This window comes from Enterococcus diestrammenae (genome assembly GCF_049384045.1).
Taxonomy (GTDB): domain Bacteria; phylum Bacillota; class Bacilli; order Lactobacillales; family Enterococcaceae; genus Enterococcus_C; species Enterococcus_C diestrammenae.
The window spans coordinates 115,762-133,129 of the sequence record NZ_JBMRGR010000002.1 but is presented as its reverse complement, the minus strand read 5'-3'; the positions used below and the strand labels follow the sequence as shown (position 1 = coordinate 133,129).

General features: G+C 42.5%; 17 protein-coding genes. 7 read left to right on the top strand and 10 right to left on the bottom strand.

Features of this window, described 5'->3' with window-relative positions:
• Positions 1 to 25 precede the first annotated feature (25 nt).
• From ACO03U_RS02165 to sfsA, 7 genes are all read right to left on the bottom strand, one after another.
• A complete protein-coding gene (locus ACO03U_RS02165) occupies positions 26 to 346 on the bottom strand; it encodes a PTS lactose/cellobiose transporter subunit IIA (protein WP_161868433.1) in 321 nt (106 codons plus the stop codon).
• Between the two features lie 69 nt (positions 347 to 415).
• Positions 416 to 736: a PTS sugar transporter subunit IIB gene (locus tag ACO03U_RS02160; protein ID WP_161868432.1), complete on the bottom strand. Its 321-nt coding sequence runs from the start codon at positions 734 to 736 to the stop codon at positions 416 to 418.
• A gap of 145 nt (positions 737 to 881) precedes the next feature.
• A complete protein-coding gene (locus ACO03U_RS02155; protein WP_204685134.1) occupies positions 882 to 3,599 on the bottom strand; it encodes a sigma-54-dependent transcriptional regulator in 2,718 nt (905 codons plus the stop codon).
• A 304-nt stretch (positions 3,600 to 3,903) separates the two neighbouring features.
• Positions 3,904 to 5,241, bottom strand: a complete 1,338-nt coding sequence (locus ACO03U_RS02150) for an IS1182 family transposase (RefSeq protein WP_161869260.1) — start codon at positions 5,239 to 5,241, stop codon at positions 3,904 to 3,906.
• Between the two features lie 104 nt (positions 5,242 to 5,345).
• On the bottom strand, positions 5,346 to 6,659 hold the full coding sequence (locus ACO03U_RS02145) for a DEAD/DEAH box helicase (RefSeq protein ID WP_204685132.1): 1,314 nt from the start codon (positions 6,657 to 6,659) through the stop codon (positions 5,346 to 5,348).
• A complete protein-coding gene (locus ACO03U_RS02140) occupies positions 6,646 to 7,683 on the bottom strand; it encodes a Gfo/Idh/MocA family protein (protein ID WP_204685130.1) in 1,038 nt (345 codons plus the stop codon). Before ACO03U_RS02140 ends, ACO03U_RS02145 begins: the two co-directional genes overlap by 14 nt.
• Positions 7,684 to 7,743: 60 nt before the next feature.
• Entirely contained in the window at positions 7,744 to 8,490 is a 747-nt protein-coding gene (gene sfsA / locus ACO03U_RS02135) for a DNA/RNA nuclease SfsA (RefSeq protein ID WP_204685128.1), read from the bottom strand.
• Between the two features lie 119 nt (positions 8,491 to 8,609).
• Between sfsA and ACO03U_RS02130 the strand changes: the two genes are divergently transcribed.
• From ACO03U_RS02130 to ACO03U_RS02120, 3 genes are all read left to right on the top strand, one after another.
• Positions 8,610 to 8,969, top strand: a complete 360-nt coding sequence (locus ACO03U_RS02130; protein ID WP_161868427.1) for a DUF4828 domain-containing protein — start codon at positions 8,610 to 8,612, stop codon at positions 8,967 to 8,969.
• Positions 8,970 to 9,083: 114 nt separating this feature from the next.
• Positions 9,084 to 9,236: a hypothetical protein gene (locus ACO03U_RS02125; RefSeq protein WP_204685126.1), complete on the top strand. Its 153-nt coding sequence runs from the start codon at positions 9,084 to 9,086 to the stop codon at positions 9,234 to 9,236.
• A 609-nt stretch (positions 9,237 to 9,845) separates the two neighbouring features.
• Complete coding sequence (locus tag ACO03U_RS02120; RefSeq protein ID WP_161868426.1) at positions 9,846 to 11,150, top strand: serine hydrolase; 1,305 nt, start codon at positions 9,846 to 9,848, stop codon at positions 11,148 to 11,150.
• Between the two features lie 232 nt (positions 11,151 to 11,382).
• Here the strand turns inward: ACO03U_RS02120 and ACO03U_RS02115 are convergent, their stop codons facing one another.
• The gene (locus ACO03U_RS02115; RefSeq protein ID WP_204685124.1) at positions 11,383 to 11,883 is read right to left on the bottom strand and encodes a GyrI-like domain-containing protein; all 501 of its coding nucleotides are present in this window, start codon (positions 11,881 to 11,883) and stop codon (positions 11,383 to 11,385) included.
• Positions 11,884 to 12,145: 262 nt separating this feature from the next.
• Here ACO03U_RS02115 and ACO03U_RS02110 point away from each other — a divergent pair, with 262 nt between their 5' ends.
• Positions 12,146 to 13,351, top strand: a complete 1,206-nt coding sequence (locus ACO03U_RS02110) for a YdcF family protein (protein ID WP_204685122.1) — start codon at positions 12,146 to 12,148, stop codon at positions 13,349 to 13,351.
• 58 nt (positions 13,352 to 13,409) lie between these two features.
• On the opposite strand, the gene ACO03U_RS02105 is transcribed toward ACO03U_RS02110, so the two are convergent.
• Both ACO03U_RS02105 and ACO03U_RS02100 read right to left on the bottom strand, forming a co-directional pair.
• Complete coding sequence (locus tag ACO03U_RS02105) at positions 13,410 to 13,913, bottom strand: HD domain-containing protein (RefSeq protein ID WP_161868423.1); 504 nt, start codon at positions 13,911 to 13,913, stop codon at positions 13,410 to 13,412.
• A gap of 105 nt (positions 13,914 to 14,018) precedes the next feature.
• Positions 14,019 to 14,789, bottom strand: coding sequence for a TrmH family RNA methyltransferase (locus tag ACO03U_RS02100; RefSeq protein ID WP_204685114.1), 771 nt, complete (start codon positions 14,787 to 14,789; stop codon positions 14,019 to 14,021).
• A 117-nt stretch (positions 14,790 to 14,906) separates the two neighbouring features.
• Between ACO03U_RS02100 and ACO03U_RS02095 the strand changes: the two genes are divergently transcribed.
• The 3 genes from ACO03U_RS02095 (at position 14,907) to ACO03U_RS02085 (ending at position 17,306) form a co-directional block, all read left to right on the top strand.
• Positions 14,907 to 15,191, top strand: coding sequence for an acylphosphatase (locus ACO03U_RS02095; protein ID WP_161868421.1), 285 nt, complete (start codon positions 14,907 to 14,909; stop codon positions 15,189 to 15,191).
• Between the two features lie 120 nt (positions 15,192 to 15,311).
• The gene (gene yidC / locus ACO03U_RS02090; protein WP_204685112.1) at positions 15,312 to 16,280 is read left to right on the top strand and encodes a membrane protein insertase YidC; all 969 of its coding nucleotides are present in this window, start codon (positions 15,312 to 15,314) and stop codon (positions 16,278 to 16,280) included.
• Positions 16,281 to 16,364: 84 nt separating this feature from the next.
• The gene (locus ACO03U_RS02085) at positions 16,365 to 17,306 is read left to right on the top strand and encodes an AEC family transporter (RefSeq protein ID WP_204685111.1); all 942 of its coding nucleotides are present in this window, start codon (positions 16,365 to 16,367) and stop codon (positions 17,304 to 17,306) included.
• Positions 17,307 to 17,368: the final 62 nt, after the last annotated feature.

Below are 17,368 nucleotides of genomic sequence, written 5' to 3'. Positions count from 1 at the left end.
TTTGCTATGGCACCAAAGCTGAGGTTTACTCAGCGTCGATGCGACGGTACAAGGCGATGATTTCTTTTGCCAAATCAGTAAAGGCAATAGCCGTCATCAAATGGTCTTGACTATGAACAGTCAATAAGGTCACTTGGACATGGTCCCCTTGTGCTTCTTGCGTCAACATCCCTGTTTGGGCATGGTGCGCTTCGGTCAAAGATTTTTCAGCATCGGCAATTTTTTGATCGGCCAACTCGAAATCTCCTTGTTTAGCTGCTTGGATAGCCTCCATAGCATCACTTTTTGCGTTACCCCCATACATGATGAGACCCATGATGGCTTCCAAATTTGGTTGATCTTCCACGTGACTTCCTCCTTAAATAATTCTCGCTGACGGTTTTTAGCTAGCCAACGATTTGTGCTGATGAGTTGGTTATTCCCCCATCAATTTTTCAGCTTGTTCCAAAACTTTTTCGCCGTTCATCATGCCATAATCAGCCATGTTGATGACATCCAATGGAATTCCTTTAGGCGCCAGCTTTTGCTCAAACTGAGCTTTCATAAAGCGGACTTGTGGGCCTAAAAGCAATACATTGACATCTTTTTCTTCCAAGCTGTTATCCGCATCAGATGCTGATACTGCAAAAATATCCGCTTCCATTCCTTTTGCTTCAGCAGCTTTTTGCATCTTTGTTACCAACAAACTGGTACTCATCCCGGCAGAACAAACCAACATAATTGTTTTCTTTGCCATTCGCCTCACCTCTTTCTCATTTATTTTACACTTAACTATAATGCAAGAAGCATGCCAACTTTACTTTTTCTTAAAAAAAGAGCAAAACCTTGTAAAATCAAGGTTTTGCTCTAGATCGTTCGAACACACACTACTGCTTTTTCACTTACACACTAATGTTCTGTGTAAATTTAAAAGGTGATTGCAATTTATTTTCCAAAAGCATCTGCGTCAAAAAGGCAATTTCATCTTCTGGTAACTGCATTTGATAATCTTTTTCCAAAGGCATCAAATTCGTGGTGACTAAATCATTTTCAAGACGATATTTTTTGACAAAAGCTGGTAGCTCTTGGAACGTCCGGGTGGCTTCCCCTTTCAGGATACCATCTACCAAAAAGGCGATATGGACCAAAATGCCGGCTTCCACACTAGGTTCCACCACTGCGTGCATTTGCTCCTGAATCGTGCGCAATGCTCGTTGTAATTTGATCAATAATCCCGAAACGTCCGGAACTTCCGTTAAGGTGTTTTCTAATGAGGCGATAATTTTTTTCATCGGTACTTCATCTGAAATCACCCGTTGCAAGACTTTTAATCGTTCATTGTCAAAGACTTCGTAGGCGGAAAAGAAGGGAATGTTCTGATACTCAATTTCCACGGTCCCGCAGATGGCTTTGATTTCGTATTCTTCCATCAATGAATCAATATGCTGGATAAAAACCTGCCGCTCAATAAATTGCATCTGGATAATTTCAACAGCTTGTTGATCGACAATGGGTTCAATTCGCTGATAAAGCTTATTTGCAACCCCTTCACCTGTGAAACAAGTCACCACAACCGCTTTTTTCAGCTTATTCTCAGAAACCGGTACATGGCTATTGTCTCGAATGATGGAACGGAAGGATTGCATAATATTTTGGTAAATATCTTCCAAGCTGCGACCGATATCCGCCATGCGCAAGGCTTCAACAACAATCATCGTGCTAGTCATGGAAATGGCCTTTGTCCGAATACCGGTTTCTTTAAAAATCAGATCCGCAAACGAATTTAAAGAACCCATATCCGTCAATAATAAGAGGCCATTTTTCAGTTTGTCTTTATTGGCTAAGACGTGCTCTAATAGCTGGCGGTACATCTCTTGGACTTCCATATCTAAGCGCATATTCATCCCATGCCCACTTTTAGTACCTAACAGTTCCTGGGCTGCCTCCAACATGCTAGTGGCAGTGGCCTTGCCATGCATCAATACCACTACCGAAACGCCTTCTGTCATGGGCTTGCCAGTATCACAAACTTGAATCGAAAGAAACATACTGATAAAGCCAATTTCATCAAAGGGAATTTCGACTTGGCATTCTTCTTCTATAATAGAAGAAAGATCTAGTGCCACTTGAAATTCTTTTTTCAAATGCTTACGGACGTTGTTGAGATCTGGATGAACGATAGGATGCCCTTCGTGGAGACGCTCAATAGTGCTTTGTAAGTGCAAGGCAAACGCAAAACGCGCTTTTTCATTGAATTTCCGATCCAAGCGTTTTTCCGCTGTATCATAGAGTTTGTTGGTAAGACGCCATAAATCTGGTGGTAGTAAATCTTTGTGAATCGAATGTTCGGCTAATTGTTCCACATACGTTTCAAAATAAGCGTCCACGTCTTTCATGATCAACTTTTCCAAGTCGATGGTGGTCACTCCTGTTTCGGCTAAATCAGAAACTTTGGCTTCAATGGCATTGTAGACTTGCATATTGCGCTCTGGATCATGGGACCAAACGACTTCGGCCTCCCCTGGTTCAAAGCTTAAATATTCACCTTTACCTTCTAAAAACTGATCCAGTCGATCGGAGACTTCTTTGACTTTTAAAAGACCTTTTTGGACTTGTAAAGAGCAGTCTTCTTTTCTGATTAGCAAACTCTGCTGTTTGTGAGTTCGATAATGAAGAAAGGCTTTTGCACACACCAATTTCAAATCCCGCTTAACCTGTCCAATATTTCCTTCCGCATCATAGAGCATAAAAGACAAAATCGCGGCTTTTTCCACTTCAATCCGTTGAATCAAGCGGTTGGCTTCTTGCTTGATAAATAAAGTGATAATTTCATAGCGCTCATCTAACGAACGTTCTGACAAGCTAGGCATGGTGATGGACACGGGAATCCGGCGATTAAAGGTGGTCAAAAAATTATCTGAAGATTCCGTGGTGGCTCCAATGATTTGTACGGAAGCTTCATATGTCTCGACACTTTCACCTAAAGGTCGGTAAACGCCTTTATCAATGAAGGTAAAGAGCATCTCTTGCCCTTCTGGTGGCAGGCGGTGGATTTCATCAAGAAACAAAATCCCGCCATCGGCCTTGGCAATCAATCCCGGATTGTCAGCTTCGGCCCCCGTATAAGCACCTTTTTTAATCCCAAAGATATGACCGAATAACAATTGCGGATTTTGGGCATAATCCGCACAGTTAAAGGAAACGAAGGGGGCATCTGGCGCGATCATATGGGAGTCTAAAGCAAACTGATACATACATTCCGCAAACAGGGATTTCCCTGTCCCCGTTTCCCCAAAAACGATGGTATGTAGGCCTCGTGGTGGATATAAAATGGCAGCTTTCGCCTGTTGGACGGCAACTTTGAGAGAACCTTCCACTCCCACTAAGGAATCAAAAGAGACAGCAGAAGAGGTATCTACGTGAACTTCTTCTTCCGTCAGAGGTTCATAGATCACCGGCCGGCCGTTAATTTTACGCACGCGCTTTTCTTTGGCGAGCTCATTGAGATAACGGCTAACATTGCTACGGTCAATCGTCAACAATTCCGCTAATTGCACCGCCGTCATTCCTTGTTTACGCATCTCCAATGTATGGAGAATTTCTTCTTTCCTTGAATTCATGCTGGTCTCCTTCATGGAAATTTCATTATTACACAGTAATTTTATCATACCTTGTCTGCCATAGAAAGACAACTACCATTTTTTTACACAGTAGCGCTATTTTAAGTTTTGATAACGTTTACACAAATGAGTATTTCCTGATAATCGTAAAAAAAAGACGCTTATTTGCGTCTTTTCAGACCGTAGACAAATACCGTTTCTAGTAGCCATTATCACTACTAGAAACGGTATTTTTTAATGAAACTATGTATTTACTATTTTAAACAGATTAATGGATATGTCCGTCTATGTCATTTCTCCCTACCTACCATATCCAGGTGGCTATCTTTTTCAAATTCATCATCGCAAAAACAAGCATCACGTAATGTTGATTTTTTATCAACCCGCGAAGCTTTGTCCAACGTAATCCATGCTTTTCTTTCCCATCTGCGAAGATTCGTTCTACTGTCTCTTTTCGTTTGGAATACTGCATTTTGTTGTATTTTGTATAACGGAGTTCTTCTGCTTTATCAAGGTACGGTTGCCATAAGTGCCTTTGGATAATTTTTTGATGTCCTTGACTTTCGGTACATTTTTCTAGCATGGGACAATTCGCACATTTTTTCTTATCTGATAGATAGTTCCTGTAGCCTTCTCTGTTTAGCGTTCCCGCTCGCAAAGTCTCACCTGCGGGGCACAGGTATTGATCGTAGTACTCATCATAAACAAAGTCTGGTTTTCGAAATGATCCTTTTTTTCCTCTCGGTCGCGTATAAGGAAGAATGGGGCGTAGCCCTTCCTCATCTAAATACTTCGCAATAGCCGGTGTCTTATACCCGGCATCTGCGGCTATTCCATAAGGATGATAAAATGGAAGACTTTTTAACCCGTCAACTAGCGATGGAAGAATTTGGCTATCATGTATATTCCCTGGAGTAACTTGCATTCCCAAAATAAACCCATTTTTATCGCATGCTGTATGTGCAGAATAAGCAAACTGACGCTCTTTTTCTCCTTTAACAAAATAGCCACTTTCAGAATCTGTCGTACTAATATTTTTCAAAGAAGGTTCCCGCTCTTCGGAGAAGTCAAAAGGCTTTTTTCCGGCTGCCACACGTACCTCGTTGATTTCTTCCTCTAGTTTTGTCTGATAAAACTTTACTTCCTGTTCAACTAGTACTCGTTCGCCGCTGTGTTTATTTGCGTTTGCTTTGATGTGTGTGGAGTCAATAAAAATAACTTCATCATCGATGAAACCCTTATCGTGTGCTTCATTGAGAATATGGAAAAAGATTTGATAGAACACATCTGTATCTTTAAAACGTCGAATATAATTTTTTCCGAAAGTGGAAAAATGTGGCACTTTTTCGGAAATCTCTAGCCCAAGAAACCAGCGATAGGCCATGTTAGCTTCGATTTCTTTGATTGTTTGGCGCATCGAGCGGATACCGAATAGATATTGAATAAAGACCATCTTGAAAAGAATGACAGGATCAATGCTCGGCCTACCTTGGCTAGAGTACATTGATTCGACAAGAGGATAGATAAAGTCAAAGTTAAGTGCCTTGTCTACCTTTCTTACAAGATGATCTTTAGGAACCAAATCTTCAATTGAAACAATTTCGAAGCAATTTCTAGAGTCTATGGTACGTCTTGTCATCATAGCCAACACCCCTTGATATCACTAGATTTGTTAGTTTCATTATATCAAAAAAAGACTGTAGACTTAAGCCAGATACCGACTTTGTCTACAGTCTGAAAAGACGCTTATTTGCGTCTTTTTCCTTTATCTTTTTGTTTTTTGATACGATTTTTCGATCGTCGAGGCTTAGTCGTTGGCCCTTCAGTGTGTAAAGCTTTCTCTTTCAGTTCAGGCGTAGTTTGTCTTTTGGTAATACCGGCTTGTTTAGGTTGCGAAGGTTTCGCTTCATGGTGAGTTTCAGTAGGTGTGGCTTTTTCTTTGACCGGTGCCTCTATTTGAAAGCGACCTTCGTACAAATAAATTTCTTGCAACTGGATACCCGTATGTTTTACCAGTTTTTGTAATGCCTTTTGTTGATGCTCGGCAATCACGGTGACCACCAAGCCCTTGCGACCCATCCGTCCCACGCGACCCGAACGGTGGAGATAACTAGCGGCATCTACAGGGATACTTTCGTTCACCACCAAATCTAATCCTTCAATATCCAACCCACGAGCGGCGACATCTGTAGTCAAAAGACCGCTAACTTTTCCTTCCCGAAAAGCCGTCAAGGAATGTTTTCGCAAAAGCTTGCCTTGATCGGATGCCAAGGAGGCTACTGGTAAGCCATGAAACAATAATTTTTCTTCTGCTGCACCTAAATCCGCTAGTTCATTGAAGAAGATCAAACAGCGTTGATTTTTTTGATTTAAGACACGACGGAGGGCATCGATTTTCTTACGCTGTGGCCAAACTAGGTAACAATGTTTGACCTCCCCCTTGCTAGTATCAGTCGCTGTCACATCCACCACTTCTAATTGATGCTCTGTCAATGTTTCAATCTCTGCCAATGCAGCGTCAGCGGTAGCCGAGAAAAAGCTTAATTGACCAGTACGGGGCAGATGTTTGACTAAGCGCAACAACAAAGGTTTAGCAGCCAATCCTAATAATTGATCGGCTTCATCTAGTACTGTAAAACGAATTTGATGAGCTTTCAACTTGCGATTATCCATTAATTCCACCAGGCGTCCAGGGGTGCCAACGATAATTTCTGGATGGGTTTTCAGCTTTTCCTGCTGCCGTTTTTGATTGGCACCACCGATAACCGTGGCTGTCTGAAGGCCTAAATCCCCTCCCCAAGTACGCGCCACCGCGGCTACTTGCATAGCCAATTCTTGCGATGAAGTTACGATTAATAGCTGTGACCCTGCTCCTTTAGCCACTTTTTGCAGCAATGGCAACAAGTAAGCGATGGTTTTACCGCTTCCTGTTGGAGAAATTCCCACGACATTTTTGCCTTCTTGTAAAGGAAGATAGACGGCTTCTTGAATCTCGGTAGCTGTCGTAAAGGTTTCGCGCCAGCGTTTTTGCCAACTTTCAGGCAGGTTAGTTTGAATCATGGTCGACCTCATTTTCTGATGTTTTTAAATCGGCGTCAAACACCACACCGGCTTGTTGACGTAATTTATAGATGACTTGATTGATATTGCGGGAAAGCTCCACCCATTCCTCGTATTGCAGGCCCAACTGAGGATTGGTAGGATTTTTCATGATGTTGGCAAAGGCGCTCGCTTCTTCAATCATCGGATTTGACAAGGCTGTCACGGGGATGACTTGCTTTTCGCCGGTTTTTCGTTGATAAAACACGACTGAATCGAAAGCGTTGATACCACTTAATAGCAAAGTGCCATCTGTTAAGTAAATTTCTGATGGTAAAAAAGAATCAGCAATTTTTCCTTGTTGGATGGTAACGTCGAAAGAATCATAGCGTAAAATAATCGTCCCCATCCCATCGACGCCTGTTGCAATTTTACGAGCAAAGTAATGGACGGATTGTGGCATTCCAAACCATCCCAGCGCCGCGTAAAGTGGATAAACCCCTAAGTCTTGCACCGAGCCCCCTGAAAAATGTGGTGAGAAAATATTCGGTTCCCCCCCGGCTAAAACAGCGTCATAACGAGAGGAATACTTCATGTACGTAAAGTTCGCCCCTAAAATCTGATCGGGTAACGGTAAAAAGTCGGCAATTTTTTGAAAAGCCTTTTCGTGAAGATTCCGTGCCGCTTCAAAATAAAAGACCCCTTTTTGATTGGCACATTCGATAATATCTGCCATTTCAGTCGGCGTCGAAAAAGCTGGTTTTTCTACGATGACGTGTTTGCCAGCCAAAATCGCGGCTTTTGCTTGTGCATAGTGCAAACTATTGGGGGAGGCAATATACAATACCTGAATCGCGGGATCCGCTAAAAACTGTGTCATATCCGTATAATAGCAAATGTCTCCTTCATACTTTTCCCCAAATTTTTGAGCAGTGGCCTCTTTGCGGGAATACACTCCCGTCAAACGATACTCTTTGCTGGCAATCGCAGCTGCAACAAACTGATGGCTGATCCAATTGGTCCCAATTACACCTAAATTTAACATGTTCCTTTCCCTCCTCGTACATACTCTTCTCTTTTAACTAATTAGCAAGCGGATGTCCTTTTAGCGGGTACTAGCTGGGGGTTCATTAGGGTCAACAAAGGGGTAATCCAGCTCAAAAGGAATTTTTTGATCAATAATCACTTCCTCTGGGCTGACTTGACAGTTGTAAGCCAGCACTTCTACCCCATTAGCTTGAGCCCTGGCTACCGCTTCTCGTAGGGCTGGCTGCATTGCTGTGTGAATCGTTGCCAGTTGTACCTGTTGAAACTGGATGACAAATAAGACATAGCTAAGGTAGCCGGCTTGACGACTATCCGTCAACTCCCGCACATGTTTTTGCCCCCGAAGCGTCGGTGCATCCGGAAAAGCGCCAATTTCTTGATTCTCTAGGGTCATCCCCTTGACTTCGATAAAGCCTCGTTGATTGCTTGCTGTTTCAAAATACAGATCGAACTTAGAGTGTTCAAAGGTGACTTCCGGCTTAATTAAAGTCAAGTCACCGCTTACTCCCGGTAAGTCAATTCGCTGATTGAGTAAACCTTCCAAAGCTAATTTATTCGGCAGCTGACTATCAATATTGATCCACTGCTGGCCTTTTTGCACAGCTAATAAATCGTAGCTCGTCTTGCGTGTTGGACTGGGGCAGTATTGCAATACTACCAAGGCTTCTGGTAATAATAGTTCCTTGCCTCGTCCGGTATTTTTCACATGCACCACGACTTCTTTGCCGTCAGCTAGACGACAGCGGGCGATAAAGCGATTTTCTCTTATAATAAAGCGGGCTGTCAACGTATTTTCGTATTTCATTTTATTCACCTGTCAAAATACTACCATAAAAAGCTAAAGACTTGTTAAAATCCACCCTAAGACCGAGGGCTTTGAATTTTTGTTATGTTATACTTTCAAAAAAGAACTGAGGTGGTTAGTTGAAAAAACGATTTCCAATCCTGTTGGGCATTTCGGTAATTACTGGTGTGGTGAGTTCGCTAGTGGTCAGACACAAAAAACAACCTATTACCAATTATTATCATGACTATGTCGGTACCTGGCGCTATCAAAAAAATAATCGCCAACCAGAAGTCGTCGTCTCCGTCACTCCGGAATACCAATTACTTTTTCAAGATCGACCGGAACCTGTCGCCATCGTGGAATTGTCCCCCCACCGACTGGTTTTTTTGGACAAAATGGGCTACCACATTATTTTTGAGAAAAAAGGTGACAAGCTGACCTTTTATGATGAAACAGATGGTACCAGCTATCCTCTCACACCAGTCACTGCAGAATGAAGGCATATTGTTTTTGCCAAAGTGAAATAACTGTTATAATTAAATTGTAATCAAATTCGTCATCTACTATTGTTTAAAGTATGCATATACAAACCGAAAAAGGAGGTTTTTGCTATGTTTATGACTTTAATTACCTTGTTTTCTTTGCTGTCGTTGTTAGTCATTTTAGGAGTTTCGGCTTTTGCAGTCGTTCAATATATTTCCGCCGAAAACCAGATGGAAAAAGTACCCGTTCGTATCAAGGACGACTATGAGCGACGTCACTAACTAACCTTCCAGAACAATACTAATACTCAGTCAAAACTGCCCTATTTGATAGGGCAGTTTTTTGTAGAGAAAGAACTTATAAAAAATTAGGCTCCAAAAAGCTGTTGTATCAGGAATTAAGTAGAGTATCATACCGTCATTTTGATATCACGAAAAAGGTGAAATTTAGCGCCCGAGAAATTGAGTTGTCAGTCCCACTACTACCTGAAGGATTCCCCGGAAGTAAGATTCACCGGTTTTTATAAACTAAGATGAGCTTAAACCTACCTATCCCTCTACTCCTTAAAAGTCTGCAACTAGCTGCGTTATGATTGATTTGGACAGCCCAGAAATTAACTGACTTGTATGATTAAAGCTTTTGTCAAAGCTTTCTCACAAGTTCCTCAGAACAATGCCCTAATCAACGATCCTATCATGTTTGATCAGTTTTTTGATTGCTAATACGCAGCTTTTTGCTGGCATCGATTTGTTTTAGCTGTCCCTGTTAGTTTAATCCTCCTGTGAGAATTTATTAAACTCACCTTTCAACGATTGAAACTGACTAAAATCTTTGTTAAACTTTGGTTTTGAATATGACAAAAACCTTTTTACAAAGATAGGAGCTTCAATATGACAAATCGTGTTCGTCGTTTTTTAATGCCAATCATGGCCTTACTTTTGGCTGTTTCTGGTCTAAGTTTTTCATCTGCTGCTCAAGCGGCGGAAAGTAATTTTTCAGTGGCGGCCAAAGCAGCTATCGCTATTGATGCGGAAACTGGTAAAATCTTTTACAATCAAGATGCGGATACCCCGATGGGAATTGCTTCCATCACCAAAACAATCGGTCTTTACCTAGTTGAGGAACAAATCAAGGATGGCAAACTGAATTGGGATGATCCCGTAACGATTTCCGAAGATGTCGCTGCCTTGAGTGTCGCCCCTGACCTTTCCAATGTGGCGTTAAATGCCGGCGAAGATTATACGGTTAAGGAGCTTTTTGAAGCCAGTATCATCGCCTCTGGGAATGCCGCCATCGTGGCGCTGGCCGAAAAAATTGCTGGTAGTGAGCCTGAGTTTGTTGATCTGATGCGGGCGAAAGTCGAATCTTGGGGAATCACCGATGCGACTTTAGTCAATGCTTCTGGGCTTAACAATAGCTACTTAGGTGACAATATTTATCCAGGCACCTCTAGCAAAGATGAAAACCTCATGTCGGCCAAAGATGTCGCCATCGTGGCTCGTCATCTAATTACCGATTTTCCTGAAATCCTAGAAACTTCCAAAACACCAACAAAAGTCTTTGGTGAAGGGACCACTTCCCAAGTAGAAATGGTGAACTGGAACTGGATGTTACCTGGCTTTTTGAACTACAAAGAAGGCGTCGATGGCTTGAAGACTGGGACCACCGATTTAGCCGGTGCCTGTTTTGTAGGAACGATGGTGAAAGACGGTCAACGGATTATCACCGTCGTCCTCAATGCTACCAACCATGAATCTGATCCTAGCGCTCGCTTTGTGGAAACCAGCAAATTAATGGATTATACTTATGCCAATTGGAAACAAGAAGAAGTCTTACCTGCTGATAGCCAATTGCCAGATATGAGGACCATTGCAGTCAAAGATGGGGAAGAGTTAACTACCAAAGTCGTCTTAAAAGATGCGGTAACTTTGTGGGTTCGCAAAGATATGGATAAGACCAAATTAACCCTCACCCCCCAATTGAATAAAGAAGCCAAAGACAAAGAACTAGAAGCACCAGTCAACAAAGGAACCAAATTAGGAACTGCCACTGTGGCCTTAGCCGAAGATACGTTGGGTTATGTCGATGATACCAGCCATAGCTCAGAAATCATCGTAGCTAAAAGTGTGGCAAAAGCCAATTTCTTTGTGATTTTAGGGCGAAATATCAAAAACTTCTTTACTAACTTATTCTAAAAGTCAGATGCAAAAAACCGGGTGGCCTTGCTACCCGTTTTTTTGCAATCTGCGCTGATATCACCTTTATCTTAAGTCTAGTAATCTTTTTAGCGTTATCACCCCCACCGCCTCAGTGATAACGGTGCGATTTAGCGGAGACAGATTGGTCTGAGGCTAAATTACATCTTTTACTAGCTTACATTTATCAGACCCGAATCTCTAAAAAAGAAGACTGAAACTTTAAAGCGTCTCAGTCTTCTTTGGCTGTAATTATTTTTGTTGGAAAATACAAGACGACTTCCCCGGCTTCAAAATCCGGTTCGTAATATTCTTGAATCGCTGCGACCAGTTCCTCACCTTGTTGAGGAAGAATCTCTGTTAGCATTTTTTCTGTCATGGTGTTTAGCTCTTGACTGTTGGTCTTGACGATTAAATACTCCATCGCTGGCATATCCCAACGGTACCAGTCCACCGGTGTTGGAGTATCACTAGGTACGGCCAAGCCTGCCAAATAATAGCCAACTTCTTGCCAAGGTCGTAACCAAGCGGTGGTATCACTCATTAGTCCCCATAGCTGGAGATCTGTCAACATATCCGGCTCCAGTACCTCTCCCAGCTCATCAAAACGAGCATTGGCAGCTTCCCACAAAGGCGGTACCCAAGAGGATCCCTCCGTTGCCAAGCCTTCTCCTAATTTTCCGATTACTGTAAAGGCCGGTAAACGAACCTTTTGAACTTCACCAAACTTCATCTTAGCTCCTCCTAACAACTTTGCTCATCCCATCCTGTTTTGCTGCTAGCCACTCATCTTCAGGCCCCTAGCTAGCTTTTCCGGTATGAGCTTCGTCAAAGCGTTTCATGCTTTCTTCCATTGTACCTTAATCCCACAACTTTTCGTAGTCTGACTCATTTTTCAGGAAAAACTGCTAAAATTTGCTATACTAGGGAGGAAATAATAACGAAACGAAATTCTTTAGTACTACTTTTTTTGAATTTGTTAGGGGGGCACTGGTATGTCAAACTTTATTCCGGAAATTATCTATGCCATTGTTTTTATTGTGGGAAATCTGACCGTCTATTTTTGGCGGCGAAAAACAGATGATCCGGATATTTTCTTTTTCTGTTGTATCTGGTCTTTAGCTAGCCTATTTGTCTATTTGGCAGCGATTGAAATTCCTAAAGGCTCTTTTTTTGTTGTGATTCCACTACTTTTTTTAGGGCTCTTTTTGCAATCTTATTTTCGTACCAAAGCACGTTTGCTCAATGGCTTCTTATTCAATCTCTTCATCATCGTGTTCGGTGTGTATCTACTCTACAATATCTTTACCACCACCAGTATCATCGTCGGGGGCTTATTGGCAGTCGTCTTAGTCGCTTTTTTACTCATTGTGGTTTTTGGAATTGCTGCCTTGTTGATTTTTCTCTATTGGAACGCCATCGTAGTGATGAAAAAAGAATCCCATTCCCTGGCAAACTTGTTAACCTTGTTGTTAGCTATTTTTTTGACGGTCTATCTGGTCTATGATCATTTTATCGCTCAACAGCTTCCCCTGTGGCTTAGTGGCTTCTTGAGTTGCTTGCCTTTAATTATGGGTTATTTCTTTCTGGTTTTCTTTAACTTCTTGACCATTTCGCTGCTGTACCAGTTCAACCATCCTCGATATGATCAAGATTACGTGATGGTATTAGGCGCTGGCTTACTGAATGGTGAAAAAGTCACACCATTACTGGCACGAAGAATTGACACGGGCATACATTTTTATCAGGCACAGCAAAAGGCGAAAGGCAAACGGGCCAAGCTGTTGATGTCTGGTGGGCAAGGTCCTGATGAAAAAATTTCCGAAGCTCAAGCAATGAAGAACTATGCGCTAAGTCAAGGAATTCCAGAAAGTGATATTTTATTGGAAGGCCAATCCACCACGACGCTAGAAAATATGCGCTTTTCCAAAAGAATCATGGAAGAACATTCTCCTAACGGCTACAAAGCGATTTTTAGTTCCAATAACTATCATATTTTCCGCGCCGGTATCTTCGCTAACCAAGCCGGTCTTGCGGCTGATGGCATCGGAGCGAAAACCGCCTTTTATTATCTGCCAAATGCTTTTTTACGCGAATTTGTGGCCATTGTCATGATGAACAAACGCCGCCACTTGTTGGTGGTGGGAGGAATTGTCGGTTTGACAACGGCGGTCACTTTGATTCGCCTTTTGGTAAATTGAGTTCTTAGATTAGCGAAAAAACCCTGCTCAGCTGATGTGAGCAGGGTTTTTGAAATTACTAGATGGATTGTTTTTTAGGAAACCACTGATGCCATTTGTTTTGGAAGCTGGCTAACATTGGTTCGGAAGCTTCTTTGATGGCACAGTATTTGTCCACCAATGTGACAATGTAACTTTCCTTGTATTTCGGTGGCGCAATAGTTGCTCCCCACATATGTTTTAAGATGATGTCTCGTTCCAAATCTGATAGCTCGGTAATCTTCTCCGCGTTTTTTACAGCAATCCGTGGATGCATATACGCGTGGCTTCCTTCATCAAATTTCGTCGTACGCCAGTCATAATAAAACAAATCATGAAGTAAACCAGCTCGTGCGGTGGCTTTCGCATCGCCACCCCATTTTTTAGCTAATTTATAACTATTGTATGAAACGCTTAAAGAATGCTCCAAACGAGTGGAGTTCACATGTTGGGTGTAGTTTGCTAATTTTTGAACCGCTTCAGTCGCTAATAAGTCTTGAATGTAGCTCATATATTCTGGATCATTTTGCCATTTTTCGGTCATCAAGTCGCCGTCCCCTTTAGGTTAAATGTACTCTTATGAAACTGGATTCATTATAGCACCCTTCAGCTTACAGGAGTGTAAGACAGCGTTAAGCTTAAGACATCTTTAAAGACTACCTGCAAAATGATACATCAAAATCCCTGCGGCAACGCCAACATTTAAGGATTCTGCTTTTCCATAAATAGGAATATAAAGATTAAAATCCGTTATATTTAACAAATCTTTCGCAACGCCTTGTCCTTCATTTCCCATCAAAAGCGCTACGTCCGCCGTTACCTCCACCTCTTGAAAAGGTTTGGCATCCACATTCAACTCGGTACCATAGACGGGGATACTCAGTTGTTGTAGCTGGGGAATCAGCTGTTCCAACTGGACATTCACAAGGGGTAAATGAAAATTACTCCCCTGCATACTCCGCAAGACTTTGGTACTGTAGGGATCCGCACAACCGGTTCCCAAAGCCACACCGGCAAACCCGGCAGCATCTGCAGTCCGCACCATCGTCCCTACATTACCGGGATCTTGGACCCGATCCAGTAGCAACCACCGGCCACTGAAATCTGTGATTATCTGCGTTTTTTTGCTGACCACCGCCATTATTCCTTGAGGCGTAGGCAAATCAGACAGACTCCTCATGACTTCATCGGATACTTGATACAAGGATTCTTCCCCTTGACGAACCAACCAGCTCCCCCATTCCCGCAGACCCCGCTGAGTAACTAGAATCAGCTCTAAGGTTTCTCCCCAACGTGCTGCTTCTTCTACCAGATGAAACCCTTCCAGTAAATAGCGTCCCTGTTCCTCCCGATGTTTTTTTTGATGGAGTTTTCGTAACTCTTTAATCAGCGGATTTTTGCTTGCCTGAATCTCTTTCATAGGTATCCTCCATTTCTTTGCCTGCATTATAGCACAATTTCCGGAGGCTTCACTTGTTTGCTACAGAAAAAAACGCTATCATAAAGTTAGCTAAAGGAAAAAGCGAGGTGTCTAATCATGAGAAAAGTCCATATGAACGTCTCAGGGCGCGTCCAAGGTGTTGGCTTTCGCTACACCACCAAGATGGTAGCTGACCAACTAGGCGTCACTGGGGCCGTCTGGAACGAAGCGGACGGCTCAGTGGGTATTGAAGCCGTTGCTGAAGATAAGGTGTTGGAGGATTTCATCACTGCTGTCCGCAACTCCCCTTCTCCCGCTGGCAAGGTAGCTCGCCTGACAATCCATGATGATCCCCGGATTAAAGAACGAAAAAGTTTTGACGTCAGTTACCCTCCCCAGTAGCCCAGATGAACCCTGGACCACCTCTGGAACAGATGAGACTTTTTCGTGAAGCCGTTGAAATCAACGGCTTTTTTTAGTATGATTATTCTTGTGCAAATTCACTCGTAAAGGAAGAAATCCATGAAAAAAATGAAAAATTGGTTATTAGGATCCGGCCTGACGCTGATGCTCCTCTTTTTGTCTGGCTGTGTCAAAATGACCCAAGATGCTAGCGGGAAAGCCATTCCTGATACTGGCAGCTTTACTTATAAGGTTTTAGTTGCGCCATTAGATTCCTTGCTAAAAATGATTGCGAACCTAGTGGGTGGCGACAATCGCTGGGGCTGGGCCATCATTTTGGTAACCTTGATCGTGCGCTTTATCATCTTGCCCCTGGGGATTCACCAATCTCGTCAAACTATGATTCAATCGGAAAAAATGCAGTACATCAAACCACAGTTGGACGCTGTACAAGCCAAACTTAAAGCTGCTACTACTCAACAAGAGCAACTGGCTGCTCAACAAGAAATGAGTGCGGTCTACAAAGAAAATGGCGTCAGCATGTTAGGCGGCATGGGCTGTTTACCACTATTGATTCAAATGCCGGTCTTCTCAGCATTATATACCACAGCTCGCTACTCTGAAAACTTGCAAAATGCTAGTTTCTACGGGATTGACCTAACAAAACCTGCGATTATCTTTGTCGTCTTAGCAGGTGTCTTCTACGCCTTGCAAAGTGTTGTCAGCATGGTGGGAATTCCTGAAGAACAGAAGAAGCAAATGCGGATGATGTCCATCGTCTCGCCATTGATGATTATCATGTTCTCGATTGGGGCTCCGGCGGGGGTAACATTGTACTGGGTAGTCGGTGGTTTTATCGCTTGTCTACAAACCTACATCACCAACGTCATCATGAAACCTCGGATCAAAGCGCAAATTCAAGCAGAAATGAAAAAGAACCCACCAAAAGTTGTCGTTACGCCTCCTAAAAAAGAAGTGGAAGCAAAATCGACGACTCAGGCCAACCAGCCTCAAGCAAAAAAACTAAATCAAGGCAACAACCAAAATAAAGGCCGGAACGCCGGAAAACAACAACGTAACCACAAATAACTAGTCTATACGCGTGACGGAATGCTTTCGTCACGCGTTTTTCTTAGAGCCAACTGCGATTTATCAAAAGGTCAGGTGAATGCCATGCTACAAGCTTACGTTAAAATTTTTGCGATTTTTGCTCTAATGTTTTTAGGCTACTTTCTTTCTTACAAACAATGGTTTTCCAATCGAACGGCAGACGTCTTCTCTAAACTAGTCTTAAATATTGCCTTACCCTTCAATATGTTTTTAAATATGACAGCCAATTTTTCTCGAGATGAGTTTTTAACCTTATTTTCTGGGATGATTATTCCAGTGATCTCCATGACTGCCACTTTTATCATCAGCTTGCTCTACCGCAAACTAGCCAAAGTTACCCCCAGTCGCCAAGGAACGTTTACTGCGATGTTTACCTACTCCAACACCATTTTTATCGGCCTGCCGATTAACTTGGCGATTTTCGGGGAAAAGGCGATTCCCTATGCCTTGTTGTACTACATCGTCAATACCACCTTTTTTTGGACGTTGGGGATTTATGAAATTGCGCAAGACAATCCGGATATTGAGAAAGCTCGCATCACTTTACATCCCTTAGTCTTACTAAAGAAGATTTTTACACCCGCCCTACTTGGCTTTATCATTGGGTTGCTTTGGGTGCTGACAACGTTTGATGTGCCGCAATTTATCGCAAGTTTCGGTGGGTATCTTGCCGACTTAACCACGCCTTTATCGATGTTTGTCATCGGAATCATCATCTATTTCAGCGGCTTGAAAAACTTGAAGATGAACAAGGATATTTTCGGTGTCTTGTTAGGTCGTTTCATCTTCTCACCTGTGATCGTCTGGCTTTTAGGCTTTGTTTTCCCCGTACCGCCATTGATGCTGGCTGTTTTTATGATCCAATCCTCCATGCCAGTACAAAACTCCATCGCTATCTTAGCGCGTAATTACAATGCGGATGAAGAGTTCGGAGCCTCTAGTCTAGGTTATTCCGTATTGGTTTACCTAGTCTATATTCCAATTTTACTGAAGATTATTCTATAAGAAGCCGTCAATAAAAAACGCCTTAGCTGATAACAAACTTACCAGCTAAGGCGTTTTTGTAT